Genomic DNA, 24,295 nt, shown 5'->3' on the forward strand with positions numbered 1-24,295 from the left:
GCACGGCCTCCGGGGGAAGGACCGTCTGAGATCGACCTTCTCGCACGGCGCGCGGATGGAGATCGAACTTCTCCGTCGCGCGGGTGCGGCGAACGTTTTCTTCCTATAGGCTCCGCCGACGACCCCCGGAGCCCGATCCCGTGAACCCTGAAGCCCCCTCCAAGACGGCCCCGACGCCGGCGCGCCCCGACCGGGGAGGGCGATCTGACACCGCCGCCTCGGTCCTGCCCGGGATCGGCCTGTGCGCGGCGATCACCGGCGTGGCGATGGCCGCGCAGGCGGTGGAGGAGCGGGTCGCCGGCCACCCCTACATCGAGGCCCTGGTCCTGGCGATCCTGATCGGCATCGCGGTGCGGACCGCCTGGACGCCTCCGGCGCAGTTCCGCACCGGCATCGCCTTCTCGGCCAAGCAGCTGCTCGAGGTCGCCGTGGTGCTGCTCGGCGCCTCCCTGAGCCTCGGGGCGATCCTCGCCTCCGGTCCGGCGCTGCTGGCCGGCATCGTCGGGACCGTCGTCCTCGGCATCGCCGCCAGCGTGGCGATCTGCCGGGCGCTCGGGCTGCCGGCCCGGATGGCGATCTTGGTGGCCTGCGGCAACGCCATCTGCGGCAACTCGGCCATCGCCGCGGTGGCGCCCGTGATCGGCGCGGAGGCGAAGGACATCGCCGCCGCCATCGCGTTCACCGCCGTCCTCGGCGTGCTGATGGTGCTCGGGCTGCCGCTGTTCGTGCCCCTCGCCGGCATGACCGACAACCAGTACGGGGTGCTGGCGGGGCTGACCGTCTACGCGGTGCCGCAGGTCCTGGCCGCGACCGTGCCGGTGAGCCTGCTGTCGACCCAGGTCGGCACCCTGGTCAAGCTGGTGCGGGTGCTGATGCTCGGCCCCGTCGTGGTGGCGTTCTCGCTGATCGCCCCGCGGCTGCCGCGGGCGGCCGGGGCGCCGGCGGCGCCGGCCCGTCCGGGCTTCACCAAGCTGGTGCCCTGGTTCATCCTCGGCTTCCTGGCGCTGGCCACCCTGCGCTCCCTGGGCCTCGTGCCGGATCCGGCGGTGAAGCCTCTGACCCAGCTCGCCGGCGTGCTCACCGTCCTGTCCATGGCCGCCCTCGGCCTCGGGGTCGACGTCCGGGTCCTGGCCCGGGTCGGCGGCCGGGTCACCCTCGCGGTCACCGCCTCGCTGGCGGTCCTGATCGCCCTCAGCCTCGCGCTGATCCGCGCCCTCGGGATCGGGTGAGGCCGCGCGGGGTATTTCCCGCCCTGCGTCCCTCCGGTCTCTGTAACCGGCATTCAATGGGCACCTTTGTGCAGGTGACCGAGGCCTTTCGCGCCGGGGTGCCGGCTCTCGCATCGAAAAGCGCTATGCGAGATCGCTCCTCTGTCGAGATCGGCTTGACACATACGCGGTTTTTGCTTTGGAACCGCAGGCGTCGTCGTCGAAAGCTTCGTGTGGACTCGCGCAGTGCCTGAAAAGAATCCCGAGAACAGCCTCAGGTTGGTCACGCTGGTGGGCGAGATCGTCGCCGCCTACGTCTCGAACAATTCCGTTCCGCCGACGGCCCTGCCCGAGCTGATGGCGAGCGTGCACGCGGCCCTGGCGGCCCTCGACGGGCAGCCGCCGGCGGCGGCCGCCGAACCGGCCGTGGAGCGGCCCACGCCGGCCCAGATCCGCAAGTCGGTCCAGGAGGACGGGATCGTCAGCTTCATCGACGGCCGGACCTACAAGACCCTGAAGCGCCATCTCACCGCCCACGGCCTGACGCCGGAGCGGTACCGCGAGCGCTACGGCCTGCCGGACGATTACCCGATGACCGCGCCGGGCTACGCCGCGCAGCGCTCCGCGCTGGCGAAGGCGATCGGTCTCGGTGTGCCCGGCGGGCGCGTCGATCAGCGCAGGACGGGCACCGGCGGCTGATCGGCGGAGCGGCGCGGGGTCGCGCGCGGCGCGGTCTCGCTGCGGCGCCCCTGGAACGGCAGCACCTGCGCGGAGCCGGGGGCGGACCGGCCGGGCTCGCCGCGGCCCGGTCGGCCGAACGTGTCGGCCCAGCTCAGCTTGATCACCCGGTCGTCGGCGGGCGCAGCGGCTTCCGCGGGACGCGGAGCCTTGCGGTTTGCGGCGCCGATCCAGCGCACGATCCGGTGTTCGCGCCCGCGGCGCAGCACCGGCGGCAGATCCATCTCGCCGCGCTTGCGGTTCGGCCGGATGTCGTCGGTCTTGTCTGAGATCGACACGCTCGATAACCCTGTCCCCGTGCGAGGTGCGAGCGGGGACGGATAGCGGGTGCAGCCGTGGATCCGCCGGGGTGCTCCACCCTCGACAACGGCGCTATCCTACTGAACTTGCAGGATCCGGACAGGGCAGTCCCGTCCAAAAAACTTGTCTCTGCGTCCCAGATTGGCCGGTCCGGGGCCGGAGCGGCTCAGGACGCGTGTGCCCCCGGCACCGCGGCGAGCAGGGTGCGGGTGTAGGCGTGCTCCGGCGCGGCGAACAGGTCCGCGGTGCCCCGCATCTCCACGATGGCGCCGCGGTGCATCACGGCGATCCGGTCGCAGATCGTGGCAGCCACCCGCAGGTCGTGGGTGATGAACAGCATCGCCAGCGACAGGCGCTGCTTCAGATCCTCCAGCAGATCCAGCACCTGCCGCTGGACCGAGACGTCCAGCGCCGAGACCGCCTCGTCGGCCACCAGCACGTCCGGTTCCATGGCGAGCGCCCGGGCGATGCCGATGCGCTGGCGCTGCCCGCCCGAGAAGGCGTTGGGGTAGCGGGCGGCGGCCTTCGGATCGAGGCCGACGAGGTCGAGGAGGCTGCGCGCCCGTTCCCGCGCCTCGGCGGCCGGGACCCCGTGGGCGATCGGCCCCGCCGTGATGATCTGCTCCACGGTGCGCCGCGGGTTCAGCGACGCGAACGGGTCCTGGAAGATCATCTGGATCCGGCTGCGCTTGTCGCGCAGAGCCGCCTTCCCGAGGGCCGTGTAGTCGAGATCCCCGAGCCGGACCGTTCCGCCATCGGGCTCGATCAGCCGGATCGCGAGCCGCGCGGTCGTCGACTTGCCCGAGCCCGATTCCCCGACGATGCCCAGGGTCTCGCCGCGGCGGACGTCGAAGGAGACTTGCCTGACCGCGGCCACGACCCGCGGCTTGCCGAACAGGCCGGAGCGCCCGGAATAGGTCTTGGACAGCCCGGTCACCGAGAGGGCGACCGGAGCCGCCTCCAGGGCTGCGCGCGGCGGCGGCGTCAGGCTCGGGACGGCGGCGAGCAGCGCCCTGGTGTAGGGCGCCTGCGGGTTGCGCAGCACCGCCTCGGCGGTGCCGGATTCGACGAGTCGCCCGCGCTGGAGCACCGCCACGTGGTCGGCGATCTCCGCCACCACACCGAAATCGTGGGTGATGAACAGGACGCTCATCCCGCGCTTCTGCTGCAACTCGCGGATCAACCGGAGGATCTGGGCCTGGGTGGTGACGTCGAGCGCCGTGGTCGGCTCGTCGGCGACCAGCACCGAGGGCTCCAAGGCCAGCGCCATGGCGATCATCGCCCGCTGCCGCTGGCCGCCGGAGAGCTGGTGCGGGTAGGCCCGCACTGCCTCCTCGGGGTTCGGCAGGCCGACCTCGGTGGCCAGCGCCACGGCGCGGGCCCAGCGCTCGCTCCGGGTGAGCAGGTTGTGGGCCTCGAACATCTCGGCGATCTGGTCGCCGATCCGCATCACCGGGTTCAGGGCCGTCATCGGCTCCTGGAACACCATGGCGATGCGCCGGCCCCGCAGCGCGCGCCACGCCGGCTCGTCGAGGGTCAGGAGATCCCGGCCCTCGAACAGGATCGTGCCGGCGGTGGGTTTGAGCGCCCGGGGCAGGAGGCCGGTGAGCGCGTAGGCGCTCATCGACTTGCCCGAGCCGGATTCCCCGACGACGCACAGGATCTTCCCGGCCTCGAGGTCGAGGTTCAGGCCCTCGACCGCGTGCGGGCGGTCGGCGCCCTTGGGGAGCGCGATCGTCAGATCGCGGATGCGGACGACCGGCTCGCTCATCGTGTCAGGCCCTCGCGGTGCGGCGGCGGAGGATGTCGGGGCCGGCCTCGGCCAGATCCCAGAACAGGCCGGCCATGATCGCCAGGCCCTCGCGGGTGCCGGAGGCGAGCATGTGCTCGTCGGGCCCGTGCTGGCGGCAGGCCGGGTAGGAATGCGGCACCCAGAGGGTCGGCAGGCCCAAGATTTCCGAGAAGGCGTCGTTCGGCAGCGAGCCGCCGAGATTGGGCAGCAGCGCCGGCTTCTTGCCGCTGCTCGCCTCGATCGACTGGAGCGCCCACTCCACCCAGGGATCCTCCACGGGCAGGCGCGTCGCCTGGAACACCTCCGCGGCGCGGGCCGGCCGGACCTCGATCATCGGGAAGCCGTGCGCGTCGAGATGGGCGCGCACGTTCCGGATGAGGTTCTGCCAGTCGGTGCCGACCACGAAGCGCAGCTGCAGGGTCGCCTTGGCGTGGGGCGGCACGGCGTTGAGCGGCCCGTCCGGGTCGCCGGTCTTGAAGGCCAGAACCTCCAGCGTGTTCCAGGCGAAGACCCGCTCGGCCGGGGTGAGGCCCGGCTCGCCCCAGTCGGTGTCGATCGTGGGCGCGGTCGGGTCCTCGCCGACCCGGATGTCGGCGAGCGCCGCGCGCACGCCCTCGGGGATCGGCGGCGGCCGCAGGGCGTCCACGCGGATGCTGCCGCGGGCGTCGACCATCGAGGCGATCGCCGAGGCCAGCACCGTGCCGGGGTTGCGCAGCAGGCCGCCCCAGTTGCCCGAATGGTGCGGGCCCTCGCGCAGGTTGAGGCTCAGCTCGAAATTGTAGGCGCCGCGGGAGCCCAGGAAGAGGGTCGGGCGCTCGCCGTTGAGGCGCGGCCCGTCCGAGGCGATCAGCACGTCGGAGCGCAGGGAATCGGCCTGCTCGCGGCAGAACGGCCGCAGGCCCGGGGAGCCCGATTCCTCGCCCATCTCGATCAGCAGCTTCACGTTGAAGCCGAGATGGCCCTCGCGCGCCGCGATCACCTGCTCCAGGGCGGCGAGGTTGAGGACGTGCTGGCCCTTGTTGTCGGCGGTGCCGCGGCCGTACCAGCGGTCGCCTTCGACCACGATCTCCCAGGGGCCGAGGCCCGCGCGCCACTGCTCGGGATAGCCCCGCACGGTGTCGCCGTGGCCGTAGATCAGCACGGTCGGCAGGCCCATACCCTCGTGCCGCTCGGCGATCAGGAAGGGCCCATGCACCCCGTCCGGGTTCGGGAAGATTTTTGGGGCCGCGAAGCCGAGGCGGGCGACCAGCGGCGCGATGAAGGCGTCGAGATAGGCGCGGAGCGCCGCCTCCTGGCCGGGGGCCTGGCTCTCGGTCGGCATCGCCACCGCCTCCCGCAGGAGGGCGAGGAACGCGCCCGAATCGAAGGCCTCCGTGGCGCGCGCGATAGCGGCGTCTCGCGTCATGGTGTGTTTCCCGTGAAACATTTCGTTAATCTGTCGGCCGGCTCCGGCCCGGCGGAGACGTCAGTGGCGCGCCTCGGGCGCCGTGATGTCGCGCAGGCCGTCGCCCAGGAGGTTGATCGCCAGCACGAGGAGGAGGAGCGCCACGCCCGGGATGGTGATCACCCAGGGCTGGAAGAACATGTACTGCTTGCCCTCGGCGATCATCAGGCCCCAGGAGGGCAGGGGCGGCTGCACGCCGAGCCCGAGGAACGACAGGGCGGCCTCCAGCAGGATCGCGTGGGCCATCTCCAGGGTCGCCACGACGATCAGCGCGTTCATGATGTTGGGCAGGATCTCTTGGCGGATGATGCGCAGGTCGGTCAGCCCCGCGGCGCGGGCGGCCGAGATGAAGTCCTGGTTGCGGATCTGCTGGGTCGCGGCCCGGGTCACCACGGCGAAGCGGTCCCAGAGCAGGAAGCCCAGCACCAGCACCACCACCTTCAGCGAGCCGCCGACCAGGGCCGCCATAGCGAGCGCCACCAGCACCACCGGCATGGCGAGCCGCGTGGTCACGACGTAGCTCACCACCGAGTCGACCCAGCCGCCGAAATAGCCGGCGCACAGGCCGAGCGTCGTGCCGATCAGCCCGGAGATCAGCGCCGCCGAGATCCCGATCAGCAGCGAGATCTGGCCGCCGTAGAGGAGGCGGCTGAGGTAGTCGCGGCCGAGCTTGTCGGTGCCGAGCACGTGGTCCCAGGAGCCCTTGGCCTGCCAGATCGGCGGGATCAGGCGGCGGGACACGTCCTGCGCGTAGGGGTCGTGCGGCGCGATGAGTGGGGCGGCGAGCGCCGCCAGCACGATCAGCCCGAGGATCCCGGCCCCGATCAGGAAGCCGGTGTGGCGCAGGCCCCGGCGCAGGATCAGGCGGGTGGGGGAGGGGACCGGCGCCAGCGCGACCGGCGCGTCCGGGGGCAGGGCGGGGGCGGCCAGCGCCGCCGTGTCGGGGGGGAGGCTCATCGGCGGATCCTCACGACTGGCGCAGGCGCGGGTCGAGGAAGGCGTTCAGCAGGTCGGCGGCGAGCGTCAGGCCGATATAGATCATGGCCAGCACCAGCACGATCGCCTGGACGACGGGGAAGTCGTTGCGGGCGATCGATTCCCAGGCGAGCTGGCCGAGGCCCTGGAGCGAGAACACCGCCTCGATCACGATCGAGCCGCCGAGCATGAAGCCGAACTGCACCGCCGAGAGGGCGATCACCGGGATCACGGCGTTGCGGAGCGCGTGCCGCACCAGGATTTTTCTGGGCGGCAGCCCCTTGGCGCGGGCGGTGCGGACGTAGTCGGAGGCCAGCACCTCCAGCATGCCGTTGCGGGTGAGCCGCATTACGGCGGGCATCGCGTAGTAGCCGAGCGCCACCGCGGGCAGGACGAAGTTCTTCCACGTGGCGTTGCCGGAGACCGGCAGCCAGCGGAGGTTGACGGAGAAGATCAGGATCAGCGTGAGGCCGAACCAGAAGCTCGGCATCGCCTGGCCGAGCACCGAGACGGCCAGCGCCGTCCGGTCGATCCACGTGTCCCGCTTCACCGCGGCGACGACGCCCAGCGGGATCGCCACGAACAGGGCCACGCCGAGGGCGATGATGCCCAGGTAGAGGGTGATCGGCAGGCGGGCGGCGAGCAGGTCGATCACGCTCTCGCGGAAATAGAACGAGTTGCCGAAATCGAGGTGCAGGGCCCGCCAGCCCCAGGTGAGGAACTGGGTCAGCAGCGGCTGGTCGAGGCCGTAATCCCGGCGGATCTGCGCGATCTGGGGGCCCGTGGCCTCGGGGCCGGCGATGGCGGTGGCGAGGTCGCCCGAGAGGTGGAGGAGCAGGAAGCTCGCCACCGAGACCGTGAGGGCCACCGCCAGGGCGACCAGCACGCGCCGGAACGTGAAGGCCAGCATGGAAGGCCTCCTACTTCCACGACGCCGCGTAGAAGCGCGCCACCTCGTCGGGCTGGGCGGTGAAGTTGAGGTCCGACGTGAAGGCGTAGTTGGTCGAGTAGGAGAACATCGGCAGGGCGTAGGCCTGCGCGGCGATCCGCTGGAGCGCCTTGGCGTAGGCGGCCTTGCGCTTCTCCGGGTCGGTGGAGCCGTCGCCCTCCTGCAGGTCGGCGATCACCTGCGGATCCTTCGTCAGGTCCTCCTCGCCGCCGCGGAAATACACCCCGTCGAAGGCCGAGACGTCGAGCACCGAGAACGAGCCCCAGGTCTGGTAGCCGATCGAGGTCTTGCCGGCCCGGAGCGAATCGCGGAACGCCGCGTAGCGCAAGTAGTTGAGCCGCGCCTTGATGCCGACGGCGCCGAGATAGCCGATCACCGCCTCGGCGTAGTCGCGCTCGCGGTAGGCGCCGAGGTCGATCTCGAACCCGTTCGGGTAGCCGGCTTCCTTGAGCAGCGCCTTGGCCTTGGCGGGGTCGTAGGGGTAGCGCATCACCCCCTGGTCGGTGCAGCCGAACTGGTCGACGAAGCACAGCGCGTTCATCACCCGCGAGGCGCCGCGCACGAGGTTGTCGACCATCGCCTTGCGGTCGATGGCGTAGGAGATCGCCTGCCGGACGCGCACGTCCTTGAGGGGCGAGTTCTCCTTGGCGCGGCCCAGCGTGTCGAACTGCAGGAAGCCGACCCGCATCGTCTCGGAATTGAGGACCGTGATGTTGGGCGCGGCGCGCAGCTGCTCGGCCTGATCGCTCGGCACCCGCCAGATCCAGTCGACGCCGCCGGTCATCAGCTCGGCCATCCGGCTCTCGCCGTCCGGGATCACGCGGAACTGCAGCTTGCCGATCTTCGGCTTACCCAACGGGCTTCCGGCCCAGTACTTGTCGAATCGCTCCATGGAGACGCCGCGGCCGCTGTCGACCTTGGTGATCCGGTACGGGCCGCTGCCGACCGGCGCCTTGGCGAAGCCGTCGAGCCCGACCTTCTTGAAGTAGTTGGCCGGGAAGATCGGGGTCGGGCCGGCGAGGTATTCGAGTGCGGCCGGGAACGGCGCCTTGAGGTGGATGCGGACCGTGTGCGGGCCGGTCACCTCCACCGACTTCATCCAGTCGACGTTCTGGCGGGTGACCGTGCGCGCCTCGGGCGTCAGCACGTAGTTGAACGTGAAGGCCACGTCCTCCGGCCCGAGCGGATCGCCGTTGTGGAAGACCACGCCCTCGCGGATCGTGAGATCCAGCGTCGTGTCGTCCTTCCAGGTCCAGGCGGTCGCCAGGAACGGCTTGTAGGTGCCGTCCTTGGGATCCCGGTACAGCAGCGTGTCCCAGCAGTTCCGGGCCAGGATCACGCCCTCGCGGGCGCTGTTGTGATACGGGCTGACGTTCTCGGGCTCGCTGTCCGACGCGTAGACCAGCGTGTCGTCGGCCTTGCCGGCCAGCGCCGGGTGCGCGGCCATCAGCGTGGCGAGCGAGGCGGCCAGGGTGGCGGCCCGGGTGAGAGTCCGTAGCGGCATGCAGGCTCCGACGGCGCGGCGGACAGGCCCGGCGGACGGTTCCGCGGCTGCCGCGTTTTTCACCCTGCCATGGTGTTGTGCATCTGGGATCGCAACAAGTAGAATTTAGCGAGTGCTGCGTTGCCATATCGGCAATGTGCACGGCACCATACAGCGTATCGGGCACAATAATGCAGAGTACGGCCCTGCGCTACTTCCTGGCCGTGGCCCGCACCGGGTCGATCGCGGCGGCCTCGGCCCAGCTCAACGTCGCGGCCTCGGCGATCAGCCGGCAGATCGCCAACCTGGAGGCCGAGCTCGACTGCGTGCTGTTCGAGCGCCGCCCGCGCGGCATGGTGCCGAGCCCGGCCGGTGAGCTGCTGGCGCAGCACGCCCATCAGGTGCTGATCCGCTCCGAGCAGGTGGTCACCGAGATCCGGGAGCTGGAAGGGCTCGCCCGCGGGCTGATCCGGGTCGCCTGCTCGGAGGGCTTCTCCCTCGACATCGTGCCGAACGCGATCGCGGCCTTCCACGCGGCCCATCCCGGCATCCGCTTCGAGGTCACGGTCCAGCCCCCGGCCCAGGTCACCCAGACGGTGGCGGTGGGGGATGCCGATCTCGGGATCACCTTCGCGCTGACACCCACCGCGCAGGTCGAGGTGCTCTACGACGGGCAGGTCGACATGCTGGCGCTGGCCGCGCCCGACCACCCCCTCGCGCGGGCGCCGGCCCTGCGCCTCGTCGACCTGCTGGACTATCCCGTCGCCCTGCCGACCCGGGACACGACCCTGCGGCAGGTCTTCGACGCCGCCTGCGCGCACGAGGGCATCGCGGTCGAGCCGGTGCTGACCTCCAACACGCTCTCGGCGCTGCTGCCCTTCGTGCGGCGCTCCCGCGGCATCGCCCTGATGTCGGCGCTGTCGGTGCAGACGCCCCTGCGTCTCAACGAGCTTGTCAGCCTGCCGATCCAGTCCCGGGCGAGCCTCGCCCGGAGCGTGAAGATCCAGGCGATGCGCGACCGGCGGCTGCCGAAGGCGGTGCGGGCGTTCCTGCGCCAGCTGCTCGACGCGCTGCCGCCGCCGCGATCGCCGTGATTCTCGAGACGCCCGGCCCGCGGGCGCTCAGGCGCCGCCCCGGGCGGTGGCGACGGTGCAGCTGTGATCCATCACGTCCTCGGCGCTGGCGCTCGGCGCCCGGTAGGCCAGCAGGATGTAGCCCGGCTCGGGATCGCCCGGGGGCGTGGCGAGCGCCGCGAAGCTCGTCCGGTGCAGGTCCGGCCGGGCGCCCGGCAGGCTGTGCAGGGCCGCGAACGGGTTGAACTGCGCGGCCTCCGCCTCCGGCACGCGCAGGGCGTAGTAGCGGTCGCCGGCCAGCGGCACCGGGAAGCGGCTCCAGCTGTGGCGCACCTGCCGGCCGTGCGCCCGGATCGCCTTGAGCACGCTCGGCCTCAGGCAGTCGAGGTGGATGTGGAGCTGGTCCTGGCTGCGGCCGCGGGCCGAGTTGACCGCGAGCCCGACCTCCGCGGGGGTGAGCTTCCCCTTCAGCACGTCCGACACGAGCGGCCGCGCCGCCAGGGCCGCCCGCCAGTAGGCGGTCCCGCGCGGCCCGCGCAGCACCGGCGCCTCCAGGCCCGGCACGGTGTCGGTCGGCATGACGACGCTGTGGGTCGGCTCGCCGGGCGCGCGCAGGACCGCCGAGCCCGGACGGTCACCGTCCCCGAGATCGACCGAGAGGCACGGGAAGGTCCGGTTGGCGAGCCGTTTGGCGAGCACGCAGGTCTTGAGGGCGGCCCACAGCACGTCGCGGCTCGGGTCCGGCGCGGCGGCGGCCGGTGCCGCGGCGGCCGACAGGGCCGCGGCGGCCGACAAGGCCGCGACGGCCCACAGGGCCGCGACGAGGTGGGCGGCGGGCGGCGCGCGGCGCATGGGAGCTCCCGGTGAGGCCGGCCCGTCCGGCCCGGCCCTCCGCGATAGCCGATCCGGGGCCGCGCCGGCAAAGGATCCGCGGGCCCTGACGCCGCACCGGGAAAGCCGCTATGCCGGCGCTTGCCGAATCCCCGCAGAACGCCCGCCGGAATGCCGCGATGACGCCCGCTCTCACCCCCGACACCGCCGCGCGCTTCGCCGCCGTCGCCCTCGGCCATGTCGGCCGCGAGTATCCGAACAAGCCGGGGCACGTTCTGGCCGGGCCGGAGGATGCCCGCACCCCCGCGGCCCTGCACCCGGCCTTCCACGGCAGCTACGACTGGCATTCCTGCGTCCACGGCACGTGGCTGCTGGCGCGGGTGCTGCGGCTGTTCCCGGACGGCCCGCAGGCCCCGGCGATCCGCGCCCGGCTGGACGCGCAGCTGACCCCCGGGACGGTGGCGGGGGAATGCGCCTACTTCGCCGCCCCGACCGCCCGGGGCTTCGAGCGGCCCTACGGCTGGGGCTGGCTCCTGAAGCTCGCCGACGAGCTCGCCGCGCTCCCCGAGCGCCGCTGGTCCGAGGCCCTGGCGCCGCTGGCCGCGCTGATCGTCCGGCGCTTCGCGGAGTTCCTGCCGGTGGCGGCCTACCCGGTGCGGGTCGGGACCCACTTCAACACCGCCTTCGCGCTGCGCCTGGCGGCCGATTACGCGGAGGGCGCGGGGGATGCCGGGCTGACCGCCCTGCTGCGCGACACCGCCCTCCGCTGGTACGGGGACGACGCGGATTGCCCGGCCTGGGGCGAGCCCGGCGGCGACGACTTCCTCTCCTCGGCGCTGATCGAGGCGGAGTGCATGCGCCGGCTGCTGCCGCCCGCGCGCTTCGCGCCCTGGTTCGACCGGTTCCTGCCCGGTCTCGCGGCGTCCCGGCCCGCGACCCTGTTCCGCCCCGTCGGCGTGACCGACCGCTCGGACGGGAAGATCGCCCATCTCGACGGGCTGAACCTCAGCCGCGCGTGGTGCTTCCGCGCGCTCGCCGCCTCCCTCGGCCCGGACGACCCCCGCCGGCCGCCGCTCCGCGCGGCCGCGGAGGCGCACCTCGCGGCGGGCCTCCCGCACGTCACGGGCGACTACATGGGCGAGCACTGGCTCGCGACCTTCGCGCTGCTGGCCCTCGAGGCCGGCGCCGCGGGCGACGCCCGCGGGAGCGGGAAGACGTTCTTGAGAGATTCGTGAGAAGCGTCCGTCCCGGGCCCGGTCGAGGCGCGGGGGACGGCAACAAAAAAGGACCGCCCTCAAGAGGAACGGTCCGGAAGTCTAGGGAGGAAACGCCCACGAGGGGCCGCAAGACGGCGACGCCGTCGCGGTCTTGCTTCCGGTCAACCCGAGAGGGGCGTCCTTGTTCCTGGCTCCGGTCCGCCGCGCGGCAGGGCCAGCCCGCCCGGGACCGCCGTGAGGCCGGCGGGGCGGCGCGGCTCGCCGGGGCCGAACTCGGCGCGGTAGGTCCGCTCCAGCGTCATGAGGCCCCGCAGCGGCCCCTCGGCGAGGTCGAGGAGCCGCGCGTCGCGCCAGCGCAGGGTTCGGCCGAGGCGGCGCCGGAACCAGCGCCCGCGCTCCTCCTCGACGAGCAGGATCAGCTTGCCGGTCCAGGTCCGGCGGAACCAGAAACGTCCGGTCAGCGGCATGGCGGTCGATGCCCCGGTGGTCGAAGGGGATAGACTACATCCGGATCCGATCTGCGGGAATATTTCGGTCCAGTCCGCGGATGAATTATGGCGAAGACTGTTAATCGGCGTCGGCGTCGGGCCGAGCCGGAGAGGCCCGCCGCCCGCCCCGTTGCGCCGTCTCGTAGAGGACCTGGGCGAGCTGCTCGGCCGAGTAGGGCTTGCGCACGAGGGCGAAGCCGTGCGCGTCGTCCTTGGCGAGGACGTGGCTGTAGCCCGAGGTCAGCACCACCGGCAGGTCGGGACGGTGGGTCCGGAGCTGCCGGGCTAGGGCGAAGCCGCCCATCCCCGGCATGACCACGTCGGAGAAGACCGCGTCGAACCGGTCCGGCGCCCGGCGCAGCTCGTCCAGCGCCTCCTCGGCGGATTTCGCCCAGACCGGCGCGTGGCCGAGATCCTCCAGGATCTGGGTGCAGAAGCGCCCCACCCCGAGATTGTCCTCCACGACGAGGATGCACAGGCCCCGTCGCGGCTCCGCCGCCCGGCGGGCCTCGCGGCCGGCCTCGGACGTCGCGGCGGGCGCCTCGACCTGCGGCAGGTAGAGCGTGAAGGTGGTGCCGTGGCCGAGCGCGCTCGCCACGTCGATGTCGCCGCCCGACTGCTTGGCGAAGCCGATGACCTGGGACAGGCCGAGGCCGGTGCCCTTCCCGACCTCCTTGGTTGTGAAGAACGGCTCGAAGATCCGCCCCAGATCCGCGTCCGGGATGCCGGCGCCGGTGTCGGAGACCCGCACGGCCACGAACGGCCCCTGCGCGCCGGCATGCCCCCGGATCGACGGCATCGGACGGTCGCCCTCCAGCCGCAGGGTCAGGCTGCCTTCCCCGTCCATGGCGTCGCGGGCGTTGACCGCCATGTTGATCAGCGCGGTCTCGAACTGGCTCTCGTCGGCGCGCACGTAGCGGGGCGCCTGCGGCAGGTCGATGACCACGCGGATGCGCGCGCCGGTGACCGAATCGAGCATGTCGGCGATGCTGCGCAGGCGCGCGCCGATGTCGAACACCTGGGGCTTCAGCGCCTGGCGCCGGGCGAAGGCGAGGAGCTGGCCGGTGAGCTTGGCCGCGCGGTCGACGGTGTCGGAGACGGCGTCGAGGTAGCGGCGGCGCCGCTCCTCGGCGAGGTCGGGCCGGCGCAGGAACTCCACGGAGGACCGGATGATGGTCAGCAGGTTGTTGAAGTCGTGCGCCACCCCGCCGGTGAGCTGGCCGATGGCCTCGAGCTTCTGCGACTGGCGCAGCGCCTCCTCGGCCTGGCGCTGCTCGGTGATGTCGCGCCCGAAGCCGTAGAACAGCCCGTCCTCCGGCACGACGGTCCAGAGCACCCGCCGCCGGTCGCCGGCGCGGGTCAGGCAGGACAGTTCGACATCCTCGACCCGGCTGTCCGCGCAGAGCGGGCGCAGCGCCGCCTCCGCCGCCGCGCGCTCGGTGGGGGCGAGGAAGTCCAGCGCCGGCCGCCCGACCGTCTCCGCCTCCGACCAGCCGAGCGCCCGGCTCCACGAGGGGTTCACCGACTGGACCTGCCCGGCCCGGTCCGAGACGAGCTTCAGCACCGGCGACAGCGTCCAGACCCGGTCGCGGTCGCGGGTCTGGGCGGCGACCTGCGCCTCCAGGTGCTCCGCCCGGGACTGGAGCAGGACCTCGTTCCGCTTCCGCTCGGAGACGTCGTGGGCGAAGACGTAGAACCCGTCGACGCGTCCGTCCGCACCGCGGCGCGGGAGGTAGCGGGTGTCGGCGATCCGGGCCTGCCCGTCCGGGAAGGTCCAGGCCCATTCCTCCCGGACCTCCTGACCGTCGAGCGCCCGCTCGATGCCGGCGCGTCGGGCCTCGAACGCGCCGGGGCCGAGGAGGTCGCCGACGGTCCGGCCGACGACGGCGTCGGGCGCCTGGCCGGTCCAGGCCTCGTAGGCGGCGTTCGCGAACCGGTAGGTCAGGTCGCGGTCGATGAAGGCGATCAGGACCGGCATCGCGTCCGCGACCAGCCGGAGCTCCGCCTCGCGGGCCCGCAGCGCGTTCTCGCTCCGGCGGCGCTCGGTGATGTCGTTGAACAGGATCGCGACGCGGTTCCGCGCCGGCCCGTCGACCCGGTAGGCGTGCACGTCATACCAGCGGCCCAGCGCCGCGGCGGCCTGCTCGAACCGGACCGGCTCGCCGGTCAGGGCGACCCGGCCGTAGAGGTCGAACCAGTGCTGCTCGTGGTCGGGGGCGAGGTCCCGCATCCGGCGGCCCACCGGGTCCCGCAGCCCGGTCTGCCGCTCGAAGGCGGGGTTGACCTCCAGGAAGCGGTAGTCGACGGGCCGGTCGCCGTCGGCGAACTCCATCTCGATCAGGCAGAAGCCGGCATCGATGAAGGTGAACAGCGAGCGGTAGCGCTCCTCGCTCCGCCGCAGGGCCGCCTCGGCGTTCCGGGATTCGAGCTGCGTCATCACCGTCCGGGCGAGCGCCGTCAGGATGAAGCGCTGCTGGTCGGTGAGCGTGCGCGGGACGCGGTCGAGGACGCAGAGCGTCCCGATCGCCCAACCGTCCGGCGTCACCAGGGGCACGCCGGCGTAGAAGCGCAGGTGCGGCTCGCCGGTCACGAGGGGGTTGGCGGCGCTCTCCGGCTCCGCGGCCAGGTCGGGCAGCACGAGGACGCCGTCCGCGCGCATGGCCTCGGTGCAGAAGCCGAACGCGAGCGGCATCGTCCGCGCGGCGTGGCCGAAGGCGGCCTTGATCCACTGCCGGTCGGCGTCGACGAAATTGATGTGGGCCATCGGCGTGCCGCAGGCCTGGGCGGCCATCTCGGCGATCTCGTCGAACGCGCGCTCCGGCGGCGTGTCGAGGATCGCGCAGGCGCGCAAGGCGGCGAGCCGCTGGGGGTGCTGGGGCTCGAAACCCGACGGGCGGGGTATTGTCTCATTCGGCGACACAGGGCCGTCATAGCCCACGCTCCCGCTTCTCCCTAGTGAAACTCTGCATCACAGGTCCGTCGGCGCGACCAGCGCAAGCATTCCGCGATGGTTCAATACTCGACAGTCGCGCCGGATTGTTCCCGGCGGTGCGGCTACACGCTCACCGTCCAAGACTTGCTGGTGCGGCCGACCGAGCGACGGGGGCCCGACGGGATCTCTTCCTGCGGCGCCCGTCGCGGCCGCGCGACGCGGTCCGGCGGGCGCCGCACGGTCCCTGTCGCGCGGTCCCTGTCGCGCGGCCCCTGTCGAGCGGCCCCTGTGGATCGGATCGCCGCGGTCGGGAGCCCGCGGGCGGGTGCGGCGTTGCCGGCTCACGAGGGATGGGTTCGGATCAGGCATGGCCAAGCGCAGGACGAAGGCGGTCGCCCGGCAGGGGCTGGAGGACGCGCCGCTGATGCCGACCGGCGCCCTGGCGGTGGCGCTCCTGGCCTTCGCCGAGGGGCACGGTCCGGTGGTGCACGTGGCCCGGGACGCCCGCCGCCTCGAGGAGCTCGCCGCGACCCTGCGGGCGCTCGATCCCGACGCGCGGGTCGCGGTCTATCCCGAGTGGGACTGCCTGCCCTTCGACCACGCCTCGCCGTCGCGGGCGACGATGGGCGCCCGGGCCGCCGTGATGCGCTGGCTGACCGACCGCGCCGCGCTGCCGGACTTCGTGCTGACGACCGCCCCCGCCCTCGTGCAGCGGGTGCCGCCGCCGGAGACCTGGGCCTCGGCCCGCGTGACCCTGCGGGTCGGCGACCCCCTCGACGTCGCGGCCGTGACCGCCGACCTCAAGCGCCTCGGCTACATCCTCGACGAGCGGGTCGACGAGCCCGGCGAGATCGCCGTCCGCGGGCGCACCGTGGAGGTGTTCCCCGCCGCCGCGCCGCGGCCCTGCCGGATCGAGCACGCGGGGGGGCGCGTCACCGCGATCCGCTCCTACGACCCGATCTCGCAGCGCTCCCTGGCGGAGGCCGACGACCTCGTCATCGACCCGGCGACCGAGATCATCCTGGAGCCCGGCTCCGGCCAGAGCTTCGAGCCGTTCACCGGCCAGGAGCACCGCCTGGACCGCTACTACCCGCGCCTCGTCACGCTCCTCGACTACGTGCCCGAGGCGCGCCTCGCGGTCGAGGACGGCACGCAGGCCCGGATCGACGCGTTCTTCGAGCAGATGGACGAGGCGCGGGGCCGGCTGAAGACCCGCGACGCGCCGGCGGGGCCCGGCGCCGGCCTCTACCTGACGCCGGAGGCGTGGCGCGCCGTCGTGGCGGATCGCGGCCGGCTCACCGCCACCGAGGCGGCCGGGGAACCCCGCGCCATGCCGTGCTTCGCCGGGGAGCGCCGGCCCGGCACGGCCTTCGCCAAGGTCCTGCGCGCGCGGCTGATGGCCGGCGACGTCGTCGTGCTCGCCGGCTCGGTCCGGCCGCTCCGGCGCCTCGTGCGCCAGGCGGGCAAGATCGCCGAGCGCCCGATCCGGCTGATCGACGCCTGGGCCGACGTCGCCGGGGCCGCGCCCGGCGACGTGCTCGCCCTGGAGGCCCCGCTGGCGGCCGGCTTCCGGGTGCCCGAGCAGGGCGCCACCGTGATCGCCGCCGCCGACCTGTTCGGTCCGGAGGCCGCCGTCGCGGGCGGCGCCCGGGCGATCCTGCCGATGGGCGAGGTCGACCTGCGCCCCGGTGACGTGGCGGTCGACCGGGACCACGGCCTGTGCGTGTTCGAGGGGCTGGAGCCCGTCTCCGCGCAAGGTGCTGCCCAGGGCGGGGAGCCCTCCGAGGCCCTGCGCCTGCGCTTTTCCGGCGACGCGGTCCTGATGGTCCCGGTCACGCAGGCCGACCGGATCTGGCGCTACGGGTCGGAGCCCGACGCCGTCACCCTCGACAAGCTCGACGGCGGCACGTGGCCCCGGCGCCGCCTGGAGGCCGAGGCCACCATGGCGCGGACCGCCCGCCTGATGCTGGAGGCCGCCCGGGCCCGCCGGCAGACCGAGGCGCCGGTCCTGGCGCCGCCGGCCCGGGAGATGGAGCGGTTCGCCGCGGGCTTCGGCTTCGCCCCGACGCCCGACCAGGCGGCGGCGGTCGACGCGCTGATGGCCGACCTCGCCTCCGGCCGGCCGATGGACCGGCTGGTCTGCGGCGATGTCGGCTTCGGCAAGACCGAGGTGGCGCTCCGGGCGCTCGCGGCCGCGATCTTCTCCGGCAGGCAGGCGGCGCTGATCGCCCCGACCACCGTGCTGGCGCGCCAGCACGCCGAGACCCTGCGCCGCCGCTTCGGCCGGTTCGGCGTCGAGGTGGCGCAGCTCTCGCGCCTCGTGGCGCCGGCCGAGGCCAAGCGCGTCAAGGCGGGGCTCGCCGACGGCACGATCCGGCTGGTGGTCGGCACCCACGCGCTCGCCGGCAGCGGGGTGGCGTTCGCGGATCTCGGCCTGACCGTGATCGACGAGGAGCAGCGCTTCGGCGCCAAGATGAAGGCCGACCTGCGCCGCCTCGCGGATGGCGGCCACGTGCTGACGCTCACCGCGACGCCGATCCCCCGCACCCTCCAGGCCGCGCTCGTCGGCCTCCAGAGCCTCAGCGTGCTGGCCACGCCGCCGGCCCTGCGCCAGCCGGTCCGGACCGTGGTGGCGCCCTTCGACGCCGAGGCGGTCCGCGAGGCCCTCGTCCGCGAGCACCGCCGGGGCGGCCAGAGCTTCGTGGTCTGCCCGCGGATCGAGGACATCGGCCCCATGGCCGAGCGCCTGCGCGCCCTCGTGCCCGGCCTCGACATCCTGGTGGCGCACGGGGACCTCAAGCCGTCCGCCATGGACGAGGTCATGGTCCGGTTCGCGGAGGGCGACGGCGACGTCCTGCTCGCCACCGCCATCGTGGAGAGCGGCCTCGACGTGCCGCGGGCCAACACCATGCTGGTCTGGGAGGCCGCCCGGTTCGGGCTGGCCCAGCTCCACCAGCTTCGGGGCCGCGTCGGCCGCGGCCAGCGCCGCGGCACCGTCCACCTGCTCAGCGACCCGGCCGCGCCGCCGCCGGCGGCGGCGCTCCAGCGCCTGCGCGCCCTGGAGGCCCTCGACCGCCTCGGCGCCGGCTTCGCGGTCAGCGCCCGGGACCTCGACCTGCGCGGCGCCGGCGACCTCGTCGGCGAGGATCAGGCGGGGCACGCCAAGCTCGTCGGGCTCGGCCTCTACCAGCACCTGCTGCAGCTGGCGCTCACCGCCGCCAAGGGCGAGCGCGCCGAGGATTGGAGCCCGGCGATCGAGCTCGGCCTGCCGAGCCGGATCCCCGCGGACTACGTCCCCGAGCCCGAGATCCGCCTTAGCCTCTACACGCGCCTGCTGCGCCTGCAGGAGGCCGAGGCGATCGAGGCGCTCGCCGGCGAGGTCGAGGACCGGTTCGGCGCGGCCCCCGCGCCGGTGCTCGCCCTGTTCGACCTCGCGCGGCTGCGCGCCTCCTGCTGCGCGCTGGGCGTCGCCCGGCTCCGGGGCGGCCCGCAGGGCGTCGCCGCCGACCTGCGGCCCGACCGGCCGCTGACCGCGATCGCCGCCGAGGCCGGGATCGTGCTGCGCGACGGGCGGGTGGTGTGGAAGCGGCCCTGCCCGGATTCCGCCGCCTGCGCGGCGCTCGCGACCGATCTCCTGGAGCGGATCCGCGCCGCCCGGGAGCGCGCGGGCTGACAGCGCGGACCAGAAGCGCGGACCAGAGGCGCGGACTGGCGGCCCGGGCCGCCCGCCGCCGACCTGCGGTTGATCTTGCATCGGCCGCTTCAAACCGTCACAGGCTGTCGCGCCAACAACGCGAACGGGAGGGTCCCATGCACGTGACGATCGAGCAGGCCGAGAAGGCGATCGCGGCCGCCCGGGCGAAGGCCGTGGAGCTCGGCACCCAGATGTGCATCGCGGTGGTCGATTCCGGCGGGAACCTCAAGGCGTTCCACCGCATGGACGATGCCTGGGTCGGGTCGATCGACATCGCCCACAAGAAGGCCAAGACCTCGGTGTTCTTCGGCATGATGACCGGCCAGATCGGCCAGCTGTCCCAGCCGGGCGGACCGCTCTACGGGATCGAGCACTCGAATGACGGGCTGATCACCTTCCCGGGCGGGATCCCGATCGTCGACGCCGACGGCGTCATGTCGGGCGCCATCGGGGTCAGCGGTTCGACGGTGGAGAACGACCACGCCGTCGCGGAGGCCGGCGCCAAGGCCATCGGCCGGACCGAGCTGCCGGCCCATCCCTGGCGGACCTGAGCCGCCGGGCCTCTCAGGGGTCGCGCCGCGCCAGCGCGCGGCCGATCCCCAGGAGCAGCATCCCCGAGACCGAGCGCAGGAAGGGATCGCCGTGGCGCTCCAGCGCGGCGTGGATCTGGATGCCGTGATCGGCCGCGGCGTTCAGGTCAGCGCCACCCGCCGCGCCGCCCACTTCCCCCTCCATCACCCCGGTCTGGATCCCGTGCCGGTGGAGGTCCGTGACGTCGATATAGGCGCCGCGCCCGTGCAGCAGGCCGTCCGGATCGGCCGTCAGGCAGCCGCGGTTGAGGATCCAGCGGGTCTCGCCCGTCCCGGTCACGACGCGAAACTTCAGCGAGACCGGGCCGCCGGTCTGGCGGACGTGGCGGATCCGGCCGAACACCCAGTCCCGGTCCGCAGGGTGGATGCGGCCGAGGGCGGCGTCCAGCGGCAGCGGCGTCCCGGCGAGCCCCGGATCCCCCGCCATCAGCGACGCCGCGCCCGTATCCAGCACGGACCGGCCAGCCCGAACGTCCGTATCCCAGATCCCGACGAATCCGGCCGCCTGCAGGGCAGAGGCGGCCGTGGAAGCCAGCACCATGAAACCCCTCCGAACTGGCTACAATCGACGATTGTACAATGGCGGACAGACTGACCCGCAACACATGCTGTCCGCGAGCCCGAAGTCCAGTATCGGATGCGCGAATGGCTTCTGACACGCCGCCGCGGCCTCCCGCCACCGGGTTGCATTGCGGATGATCGAGACTTCGACTCCGGACAATCCCGTACTCGACAATCCTCGGCCGTCCCGGCCCGGCACAAAGGTCGGATTCACAGCGCTGCGGCGGGACAGTTCGATCACAAATGATCGGTAGACGCCGCAATCCGGCAGAAATCCGCACTTCGGCCCGGGGATTGGCGCGCGCCGAGGGGCGCCTGCGCCGCCAGCCTTCGACCGACACGGGATCCGCGCCGGGCCTGCCCTGGTGCGGGTCGTCGCTGCGCCGTAACCTGCATCTTCCGGTAGGCATTCGGCCGGAGAGGCCCGCAGCAGAGGCGCCGTGGGCCGCCGGATGGGGCGCAGGATGGATCGCACGATGGACCGCACCAACCTCCCGCTCTCGCAGGACCGGCTCTGGGCCAGCCTGATGGACCTCGCCCGGATCGGCGCGCTGCCCAACGGCGGCAACGACCGGCAGGCCCTGACCGACCGCGACGCCGAGGGGCGCGCCCTGTTCCGGCGCTGGGGCGAGGCGGCGGGGCTGACGCTCACCGTGGACCGGGTCGGCACCATGGTGTTCCACCGGCCCGGGCGCGATCCGGGCCGGAAGCCGGTCGCCATCGGCAGCCACCTCGACACCCAGCCCACGGGGGGCAAGTTCGACGGCCCCCTCGGTGTCCTCGCCGGGCTGGAGATCATGCGCGCCCTGCACGAGGCCGGGATCGAGACCGAGGCGCCGCTCCTGCTGATCAACTGGTGCAACGAGGAGGGCGCGCGCTTCGCGCCGCCGATGAGCGGCAGCGGCGTCGCCATGGGCATCGTCCCGGAGGCCGACATCCTGGCCACCCGGGACCTCGCGGGCCACGCCTTCGGCGACGAGCTGCGGCGCATCGGCTGGCAGGGCGCGGCGGACCCGGCCGCCCTGCGGGAGATCGGCGCCTATTTCGAGCTCCACATCGAGCAGGGCAAGCGCCTGGAGGAGGCCGGCCTCACCATCGGGGTGGTCGACCGGGCCCTCGCCCAGATCTGGTACGAGATCACGGTGCTGGGCGAGGAGGCCCATGCCGGCAGCCCCATGGCGGGCCGGCGCGACGCCATGATGGCCGCGGCGGCGCTGATCGCGTCGCTCGAGGGCATCGCGGAGGCGGCGGTCGGCGCGGGCGGGGAGCGCGGCCGCGCCACCGTCGGGGTGCTGCGGGCGGAGCCGGCGAGCCGCAACATCACGCCCGGCCGGGTCTGGTTCAGCCTCGACACCCGCCACGGCGACACCGCGCAGCTGGAGGCGATGAGGGCGCAGATCCGGGCCCGGGCCGACGCCCTGGCGGCGGCGCGCGGCGTCGCCATCCAGGTCGCGGAGTTCTGGCGGGCGCCGCCGACGCCGTTCGACCCGGTCCTGGTGGACCGCGTCCAGGCGGCGGCCGAGGCGCGGGGCCATGCCTGGACGCGGATGCCGACCGCGATCTACCACGACGCCGTCTACTGCGCCCGCGCGGTGCCGGCGGCCCTGGTGTTCTGCCCCTGCCACGGCGGGATCAGCCACAACGAGGCCGAGAGCATCACGCCGGCCTGGGCCGGGGCCGGACTGGAGGTTCTCGCCGACGCGGTGCTGGCGACGGCGGGCCTCGCCGGCGCCCGGACCGGGCCGGCCTGAGCGCGGCGCCGACCGCGCACGAACGGAGTCTGGGTTCCCGCATGTCCGACGACAACGTCATCCGCCCCGCCTTCGGCGTCCCCCGCAATCCGGCGCCGGAGCCCGATCCGGGCCAGGCGCCCCTGCGCGTGTTCGGCACGGGGGCCGGCCACCGGGTCGGCCTGATCCACGACCCGTCGGCGGCCGAGGGCGACGTCATCCGGATCGTGGTCGGGCCCGAGGACGAGCCGGGAGTCGAGACCGTGGCGCTGGTCCCCGCCGACGCGGAGGCCGAGGCCGAGCGGATCGGCTTCGCCATCCTGCGGGCGCTGGAGGTGGTCGAGGGCGCGGACTGAGCCGCGCCCCGGCGCGGCGGCTGAACCGCCGGCAGAACTGCGGCCCGAACCGCGGTCTGAACCGCAGGGTGGGCGGTGCGCGTTCTCGGAGAGCGGGAGCGGCCGGCGCGAACGGTCGCCGGACCGCCGGGAGGGACGGATGACGGGCGCTCGGATCAGCAGCACGGAGATCGCGATCCCCGCGCGGGCCGGACTGGTCTGGTCGGTGCTGACGGATCTGGATTCCTACCCGGCGTGGAACCCGTACATCCGCAAGGCGGAGGGCCGCCTGCGCGAGGGCGCGCGCTGGCGCCTGGAGCGGACCCTGAACGGCCGCGCCTACCGGGCGCGCGAGGTGACGGTGACCTGCTGGGAGCCCGGCCGGCGGCTCACGTGGCGCGGCGGCATCCCGATGCCGCCCCTGCTCATCGGCGAGCACGAGGTCCGGATCACCGAGACCGCCGACGGGGTCCGCCTCGTCCAGGCCGAGACCGTCGCGGGCCTGCTCGCCCCCGGCCTGTTCCCGTGGCTGCGGACCCGCATGCAGGCCCGGTTCGCCGCGATGAACGAGGCCCTGCGCGAGGAGGTCGCGCGCCGGCTGGCCGAGAGCGCCTGACCGCGCCCGGTCGCTGTCGGCCGCCCGCGATCGCTCCGGTCCGCCCGGTCAGGCGACCGGCTTGGGCCTGACGATCGGCGAGCGGGTCAGGCTCTCGATCGCGCGTTCGGGCCGCCCGGCCTTGCGGGCGATCTCGCCCTCCTGCTCGGCGATGAGCTGACGGGCGGGCTCGTCGCCGTCGAGGCCGCCGAGGATCTCGGCCGGGACGCGCCGGTTCGAGGCCCGGGACCCGTCCGTGAAGACGATATCGAACAGGACGGAGCCCCGCTCCTGCGGTCTCGACTTGATGCGCTTGGCCATAGGTGCTGATACGCCGCCGGAATCGGTCGCGGCAAGGCGCGGTGCCGGGCGGGGGGTTGCGCGGCGCGCACTGCCGGGCCCGCGCGCCGCCCCGCTCCCGCCGCGATCCCTCCGCCGCCCGCACGACCGGGCGCCGGCAAACGAGGACGCGCGCGTGATACCCTGGGTTCACCTCGATACCGGATCCGTGCCCGGCGGCGGCACCGACCTGCGCCTGATGCGGCGCGGCGACGAGTTCGCCATCATGGCCGACACGATCGAGCTGATGAACAACCGGCGCAGCGGCTCGGAGGTGGCGCTCGCCGCGATGACCTGCGCGCGGCTCCGGGACCGGCCCCGGGCCCGGATGCTGATCGGCGGCCTCGGCATGGGCTTCACCCTGCGGGCGGCGCTCGAGGGCCTCGGGCCGGAGGCGCAGGTGGTGGTGGCCGAGCTGGTGCCCGCCGTGGTCGCCTGGGCCCGGGGGCCGCTGGCCCACGTCTTCGCCGGCTGCCTCGACGATCCGCGGGTCGACCTGCAGGAGGCCGACGTCAACCGCCTGATCCAGGCCGGCCCGGGGCGCTACGACGCGATCCTGCTCGACGTCGACAACGGTCCGGAGGGGCTGATGCGCGAGGCGAACGACCGGCTCTACGACACTTGGGGCCTGAAGCGCGCCCGCTGGGCCCTGCGGCCGGGCGGCATCCTGGGCGTCTGGTCGGGCGCCCCGGACCGGAAGTTCAAGAGCCGGCTGCAGCGCTCCGGCTTCGCGGTCGACGAGCAGCGCGTCCACGCGAGCGGCCGGGGCAGCGGCCCGAAGCACGTGGTCTGGCTCGGGACACGGACCGAGGGCCCGGCCGAGGGCCCGGTCCGGAGCGGGGCCGACGCCCGGACGGCCGGCGGGTCGGGACCGCGCGGACCGGCCCCGGGTCGGCGGCGGCCGGCGCGCTAGGGCGATTCCCGCGCATGGCGCGACCGGGTGGCAGGATCGCGAGGGGCGGGACCGACGACGCGGCCGCCACGGCGTTCCGGCCCAGGCCCCTCGTCCCGCGGGGCCTGC

21 protein-coding genes are annotated in these 24,295 nt (G+C 73.6%); 10 read left to right on the forward strand and 11 right to left on the reverse strand.

Going from position 1 to position 24,295, the window contains the following annotated elements; translation table 11 throughout:
- The first annotated feature begins 140 nt into the window (after positions 1-140).
- Positions 141-1,229 carry a YeiH family protein gene (locus ACLBXO_RS09400; RefSeq protein WP_331316188.1) on the forward strand — a complete coding sequence of 363 codons (1,089 nt, stop codon included), beginning with the start codon at positions 141-143 and terminating at the stop codon, positions 1,227-1,229.
- A gap of 225 nt (positions 1,230-1,454) precedes the next feature.
- Positions 1,455-1,907 (forward strand): MucR family transcriptional regulator, encoded by a 453-nt coding sequence (locus tag ACLBXO_RS09405; protein WP_012321295.1) that lies wholly within the window; start codon positions 1,455-1,457, stop codon positions 1,905-1,907.
- Here the strand turns inward: ACLBXO_RS09405 and ACLBXO_RS09410 are convergent.
- The 6 genes from ACLBXO_RS09410 to ACLBXO_RS09435 all read right to left on the reverse strand — a co-directional run bounded on the left by ACLBXO_RS09410 (position 1,880) and on the right by ACLBXO_RS09435 (position 8,910).
- Positions 1,880-2,224 (reverse strand): hypothetical protein, encoded by a 345-nt coding sequence (locus tag ACLBXO_RS09410; protein WP_331316190.1) that lies wholly within the window; start codon positions 2,222-2,224, stop codon positions 1,880-1,882. The two genes, ACLBXO_RS09405 and ACLBXO_RS09410, sit on opposite strands and share 28 nt — an antisense overlap.
- A 188-nt stretch (positions 2,225-2,412) precedes the next feature.
- Positions 2,413-4,017 (reverse strand): ABC transporter ATP-binding protein, encoded by a 1,605-nt coding sequence (locus ACLBXO_RS09415; RefSeq protein WP_447685208.1) that lies wholly within the window; start codon positions 4,015-4,017, stop codon positions 2,413-2,415.
- Between the two features lie 4 nt (positions 4,018-4,021).
- Complete coding sequence (locus ACLBXO_RS09420) at positions 4,022-5,443, reverse strand: M20 family metallopeptidase (protein WP_447685209.1); 1,422 nt, start codon at positions 5,441-5,443, stop codon at positions 4,022-4,024.
- 60 nt (positions 5,444-5,503) lie between these two features.
- Entirely contained in the window at positions 5,504-6,439 is a 936-nt protein-coding gene (locus ACLBXO_RS09425; protein WP_447685210.1) for an ABC transporter permease, read from the reverse strand.
- A gap of 10 nt (positions 6,440-6,449) precedes the next feature.
- On the reverse strand, positions 6,450-7,367 hold the full coding sequence (locus ACLBXO_RS09430; RefSeq protein ID WP_447685211.1) for an ABC transporter permease: 918 nt from the start codon (positions 7,365-7,367) through the stop codon (positions 6,450-6,452).
- 10 nt (positions 7,368-7,377) lie between these two features.
- Positions 7,378-8,910: an ABC transporter substrate-binding protein gene (locus ACLBXO_RS09435; RefSeq protein WP_447685212.1), complete on the reverse strand. Its 1,533-nt coding sequence runs from the start codon at positions 8,908-8,910 to the stop codon at positions 7,378-7,380.
- Between the two features lie 170 nt (positions 8,911-9,080).
- On the opposite strand from ACLBXO_RS09435, the gene ACLBXO_RS09440 reads away from it, so the two are divergent.
- Positions 9,081-9,983, forward strand: coding sequence for a LysR family transcriptional regulator (locus ACLBXO_RS09440; RefSeq protein ID WP_447685213.1), 903 nt, complete (start codon positions 9,081-9,083; stop codon positions 9,981-9,983).
- Positions 9,984-10,010: 27 nt separating this feature from the next.
- Here ACLBXO_RS09440 and ACLBXO_RS09445 read toward each other — a convergent pair whose 3' ends face one another.
- Positions 10,011-10,814 carry a CDP-diacylglycerol diphosphatase gene (locus tag ACLBXO_RS09445; RefSeq protein ID WP_447685214.1) on the reverse strand — a complete coding sequence of 268 codons (804 nt, stop codon included), beginning with the start codon at positions 10,812-10,814 and terminating at the stop codon, positions 10,011-10,013.
- 158 nt (positions 10,815-10,972) lie between these two features.
- Between ACLBXO_RS09445 and ACLBXO_RS09450 the strand changes: the two genes are divergently transcribed.
- Positions 10,973-12,028 carry a DUF2891 domain-containing protein gene (locus tag ACLBXO_RS09450; RefSeq protein WP_447685215.1) on the forward strand — a complete coding sequence of 352 codons (1,056 nt, stop codon included), beginning with the start codon at positions 10,973-10,975 and terminating at the stop codon, positions 12,026-12,028.
- Positions 12,029-12,171: 143 nt separating this feature from the next.
- Here ACLBXO_RS09450 and ACLBXO_RS09455 read toward each other — a convergent pair whose 3' ends face one another.
- Both ACLBXO_RS09455 and ACLBXO_RS09460 read right to left on the reverse strand, forming a co-directional pair.
- On the reverse strand, positions 12,172-12,477 hold the full coding sequence (locus tag ACLBXO_RS09455; protein ID WP_331316201.1) for a hypothetical protein: 306 nt from the start codon (positions 12,475-12,477) through the stop codon (positions 12,172-12,174).
- Between the two features lie 100 nt (positions 12,478-12,577).
- Positions 12,578-15,418: a PAS domain-containing protein gene (locus ACLBXO_RS09460; protein WP_447685216.1), complete on the reverse strand. Its 2,841-nt coding sequence runs from the start codon at positions 15,416-15,418 to the stop codon at positions 12,578-12,580.
- A gap of 379 nt (positions 15,419-15,797) precedes the next feature.
- Between ACLBXO_RS09460 and ACLBXO_RS09465 the strand changes: the two genes are divergently transcribed.
- The gene (locus ACLBXO_RS09465) at positions 15,798-19,103 is read left to right on the forward strand and encodes a DEAD/DEAH box helicase (RefSeq protein ID WP_447685217.1); all 3,306 of its coding nucleotides are present in this window, start codon (positions 15,798-15,800) and stop codon (positions 19,101-19,103) included.
- Positions 19,104-19,240: 137 nt separating this feature from the next.
- A complete protein-coding gene (locus ACLBXO_RS09470; RefSeq protein ID WP_331303728.1) occupies positions 19,241-19,675 on the forward strand; it encodes a GlcG/HbpS family heme-binding protein in 435 nt (144 codons plus the stop codon).
- A gap of 13 nt (positions 19,676-19,688) precedes the next feature.
- Here the strand turns inward: ACLBXO_RS09470 and ACLBXO_RS09475 are convergent, their stop codons facing one another.
- On the reverse strand, positions 19,689-20,255 hold the full coding sequence (locus ACLBXO_RS09475) for a PAS domain-containing protein (RefSeq protein WP_447685218.1): 567 nt from the start codon (positions 20,253-20,255) through the stop codon (positions 19,689-19,691).
- A 484-nt stretch (positions 20,256-20,739) separates the two neighbouring features.
- Here ACLBXO_RS09475 and ACLBXO_RS09480 point away from each other — a divergent pair, with 484 nt between their 5' ends.
- From ACLBXO_RS09480 to ACLBXO_RS09490, 3 genes are all read left to right on the forward strand, one after another.
- Positions 20,740-22,026: an allantoate amidohydrolase gene (locus tag ACLBXO_RS09480; protein ID WP_447685219.1), complete on the forward strand. Its 1,287-nt coding sequence runs from the start codon at positions 20,740-20,742 to the stop codon at positions 22,024-22,026.
- 41 nt (positions 22,027-22,067) lie between these two features.
- A complete protein-coding gene (locus ACLBXO_RS09485; protein WP_331316212.1) occupies positions 22,068-22,361 on the forward strand; it encodes a hypothetical protein in 294 nt (97 codons plus the stop codon).
- 139 nt (positions 22,362-22,500) lie between these two features.
- A complete protein-coding gene (locus ACLBXO_RS09490) occupies positions 22,501-22,956 on the forward strand; it encodes an SRPBCC domain-containing protein (protein WP_331316213.1) in 456 nt (151 codons plus the stop codon).
- 48 nt (positions 22,957-23,004) lie between these two features.
- Here the strand turns inward: ACLBXO_RS09490 and ACLBXO_RS09495 are convergent, their stop codons facing one another.
- On the reverse strand, positions 23,005-23,256 hold the full coding sequence (locus tag ACLBXO_RS09495) for a hypothetical protein (RefSeq protein WP_331316215.1): 252 nt from the start codon (positions 23,254-23,256) through the stop codon (positions 23,005-23,007).
- Between the two features lie 154 nt (positions 23,257-23,410).
- Between ACLBXO_RS09495 and ACLBXO_RS09500 the strand changes: the two genes are divergently transcribed.
- On the forward strand, positions 23,411-24,187 hold the full coding sequence (locus ACLBXO_RS09500; protein ID WP_447685220.1) for a hypothetical protein: 777 nt from the start codon (positions 23,411-23,413) through the stop codon (positions 24,185-24,187).
- Positions 24,188-24,295: the final 108 nt, after the last annotated feature.

It is taken from the genome of Methylobacterium sp. C33D (assembly GCF_053345825.1).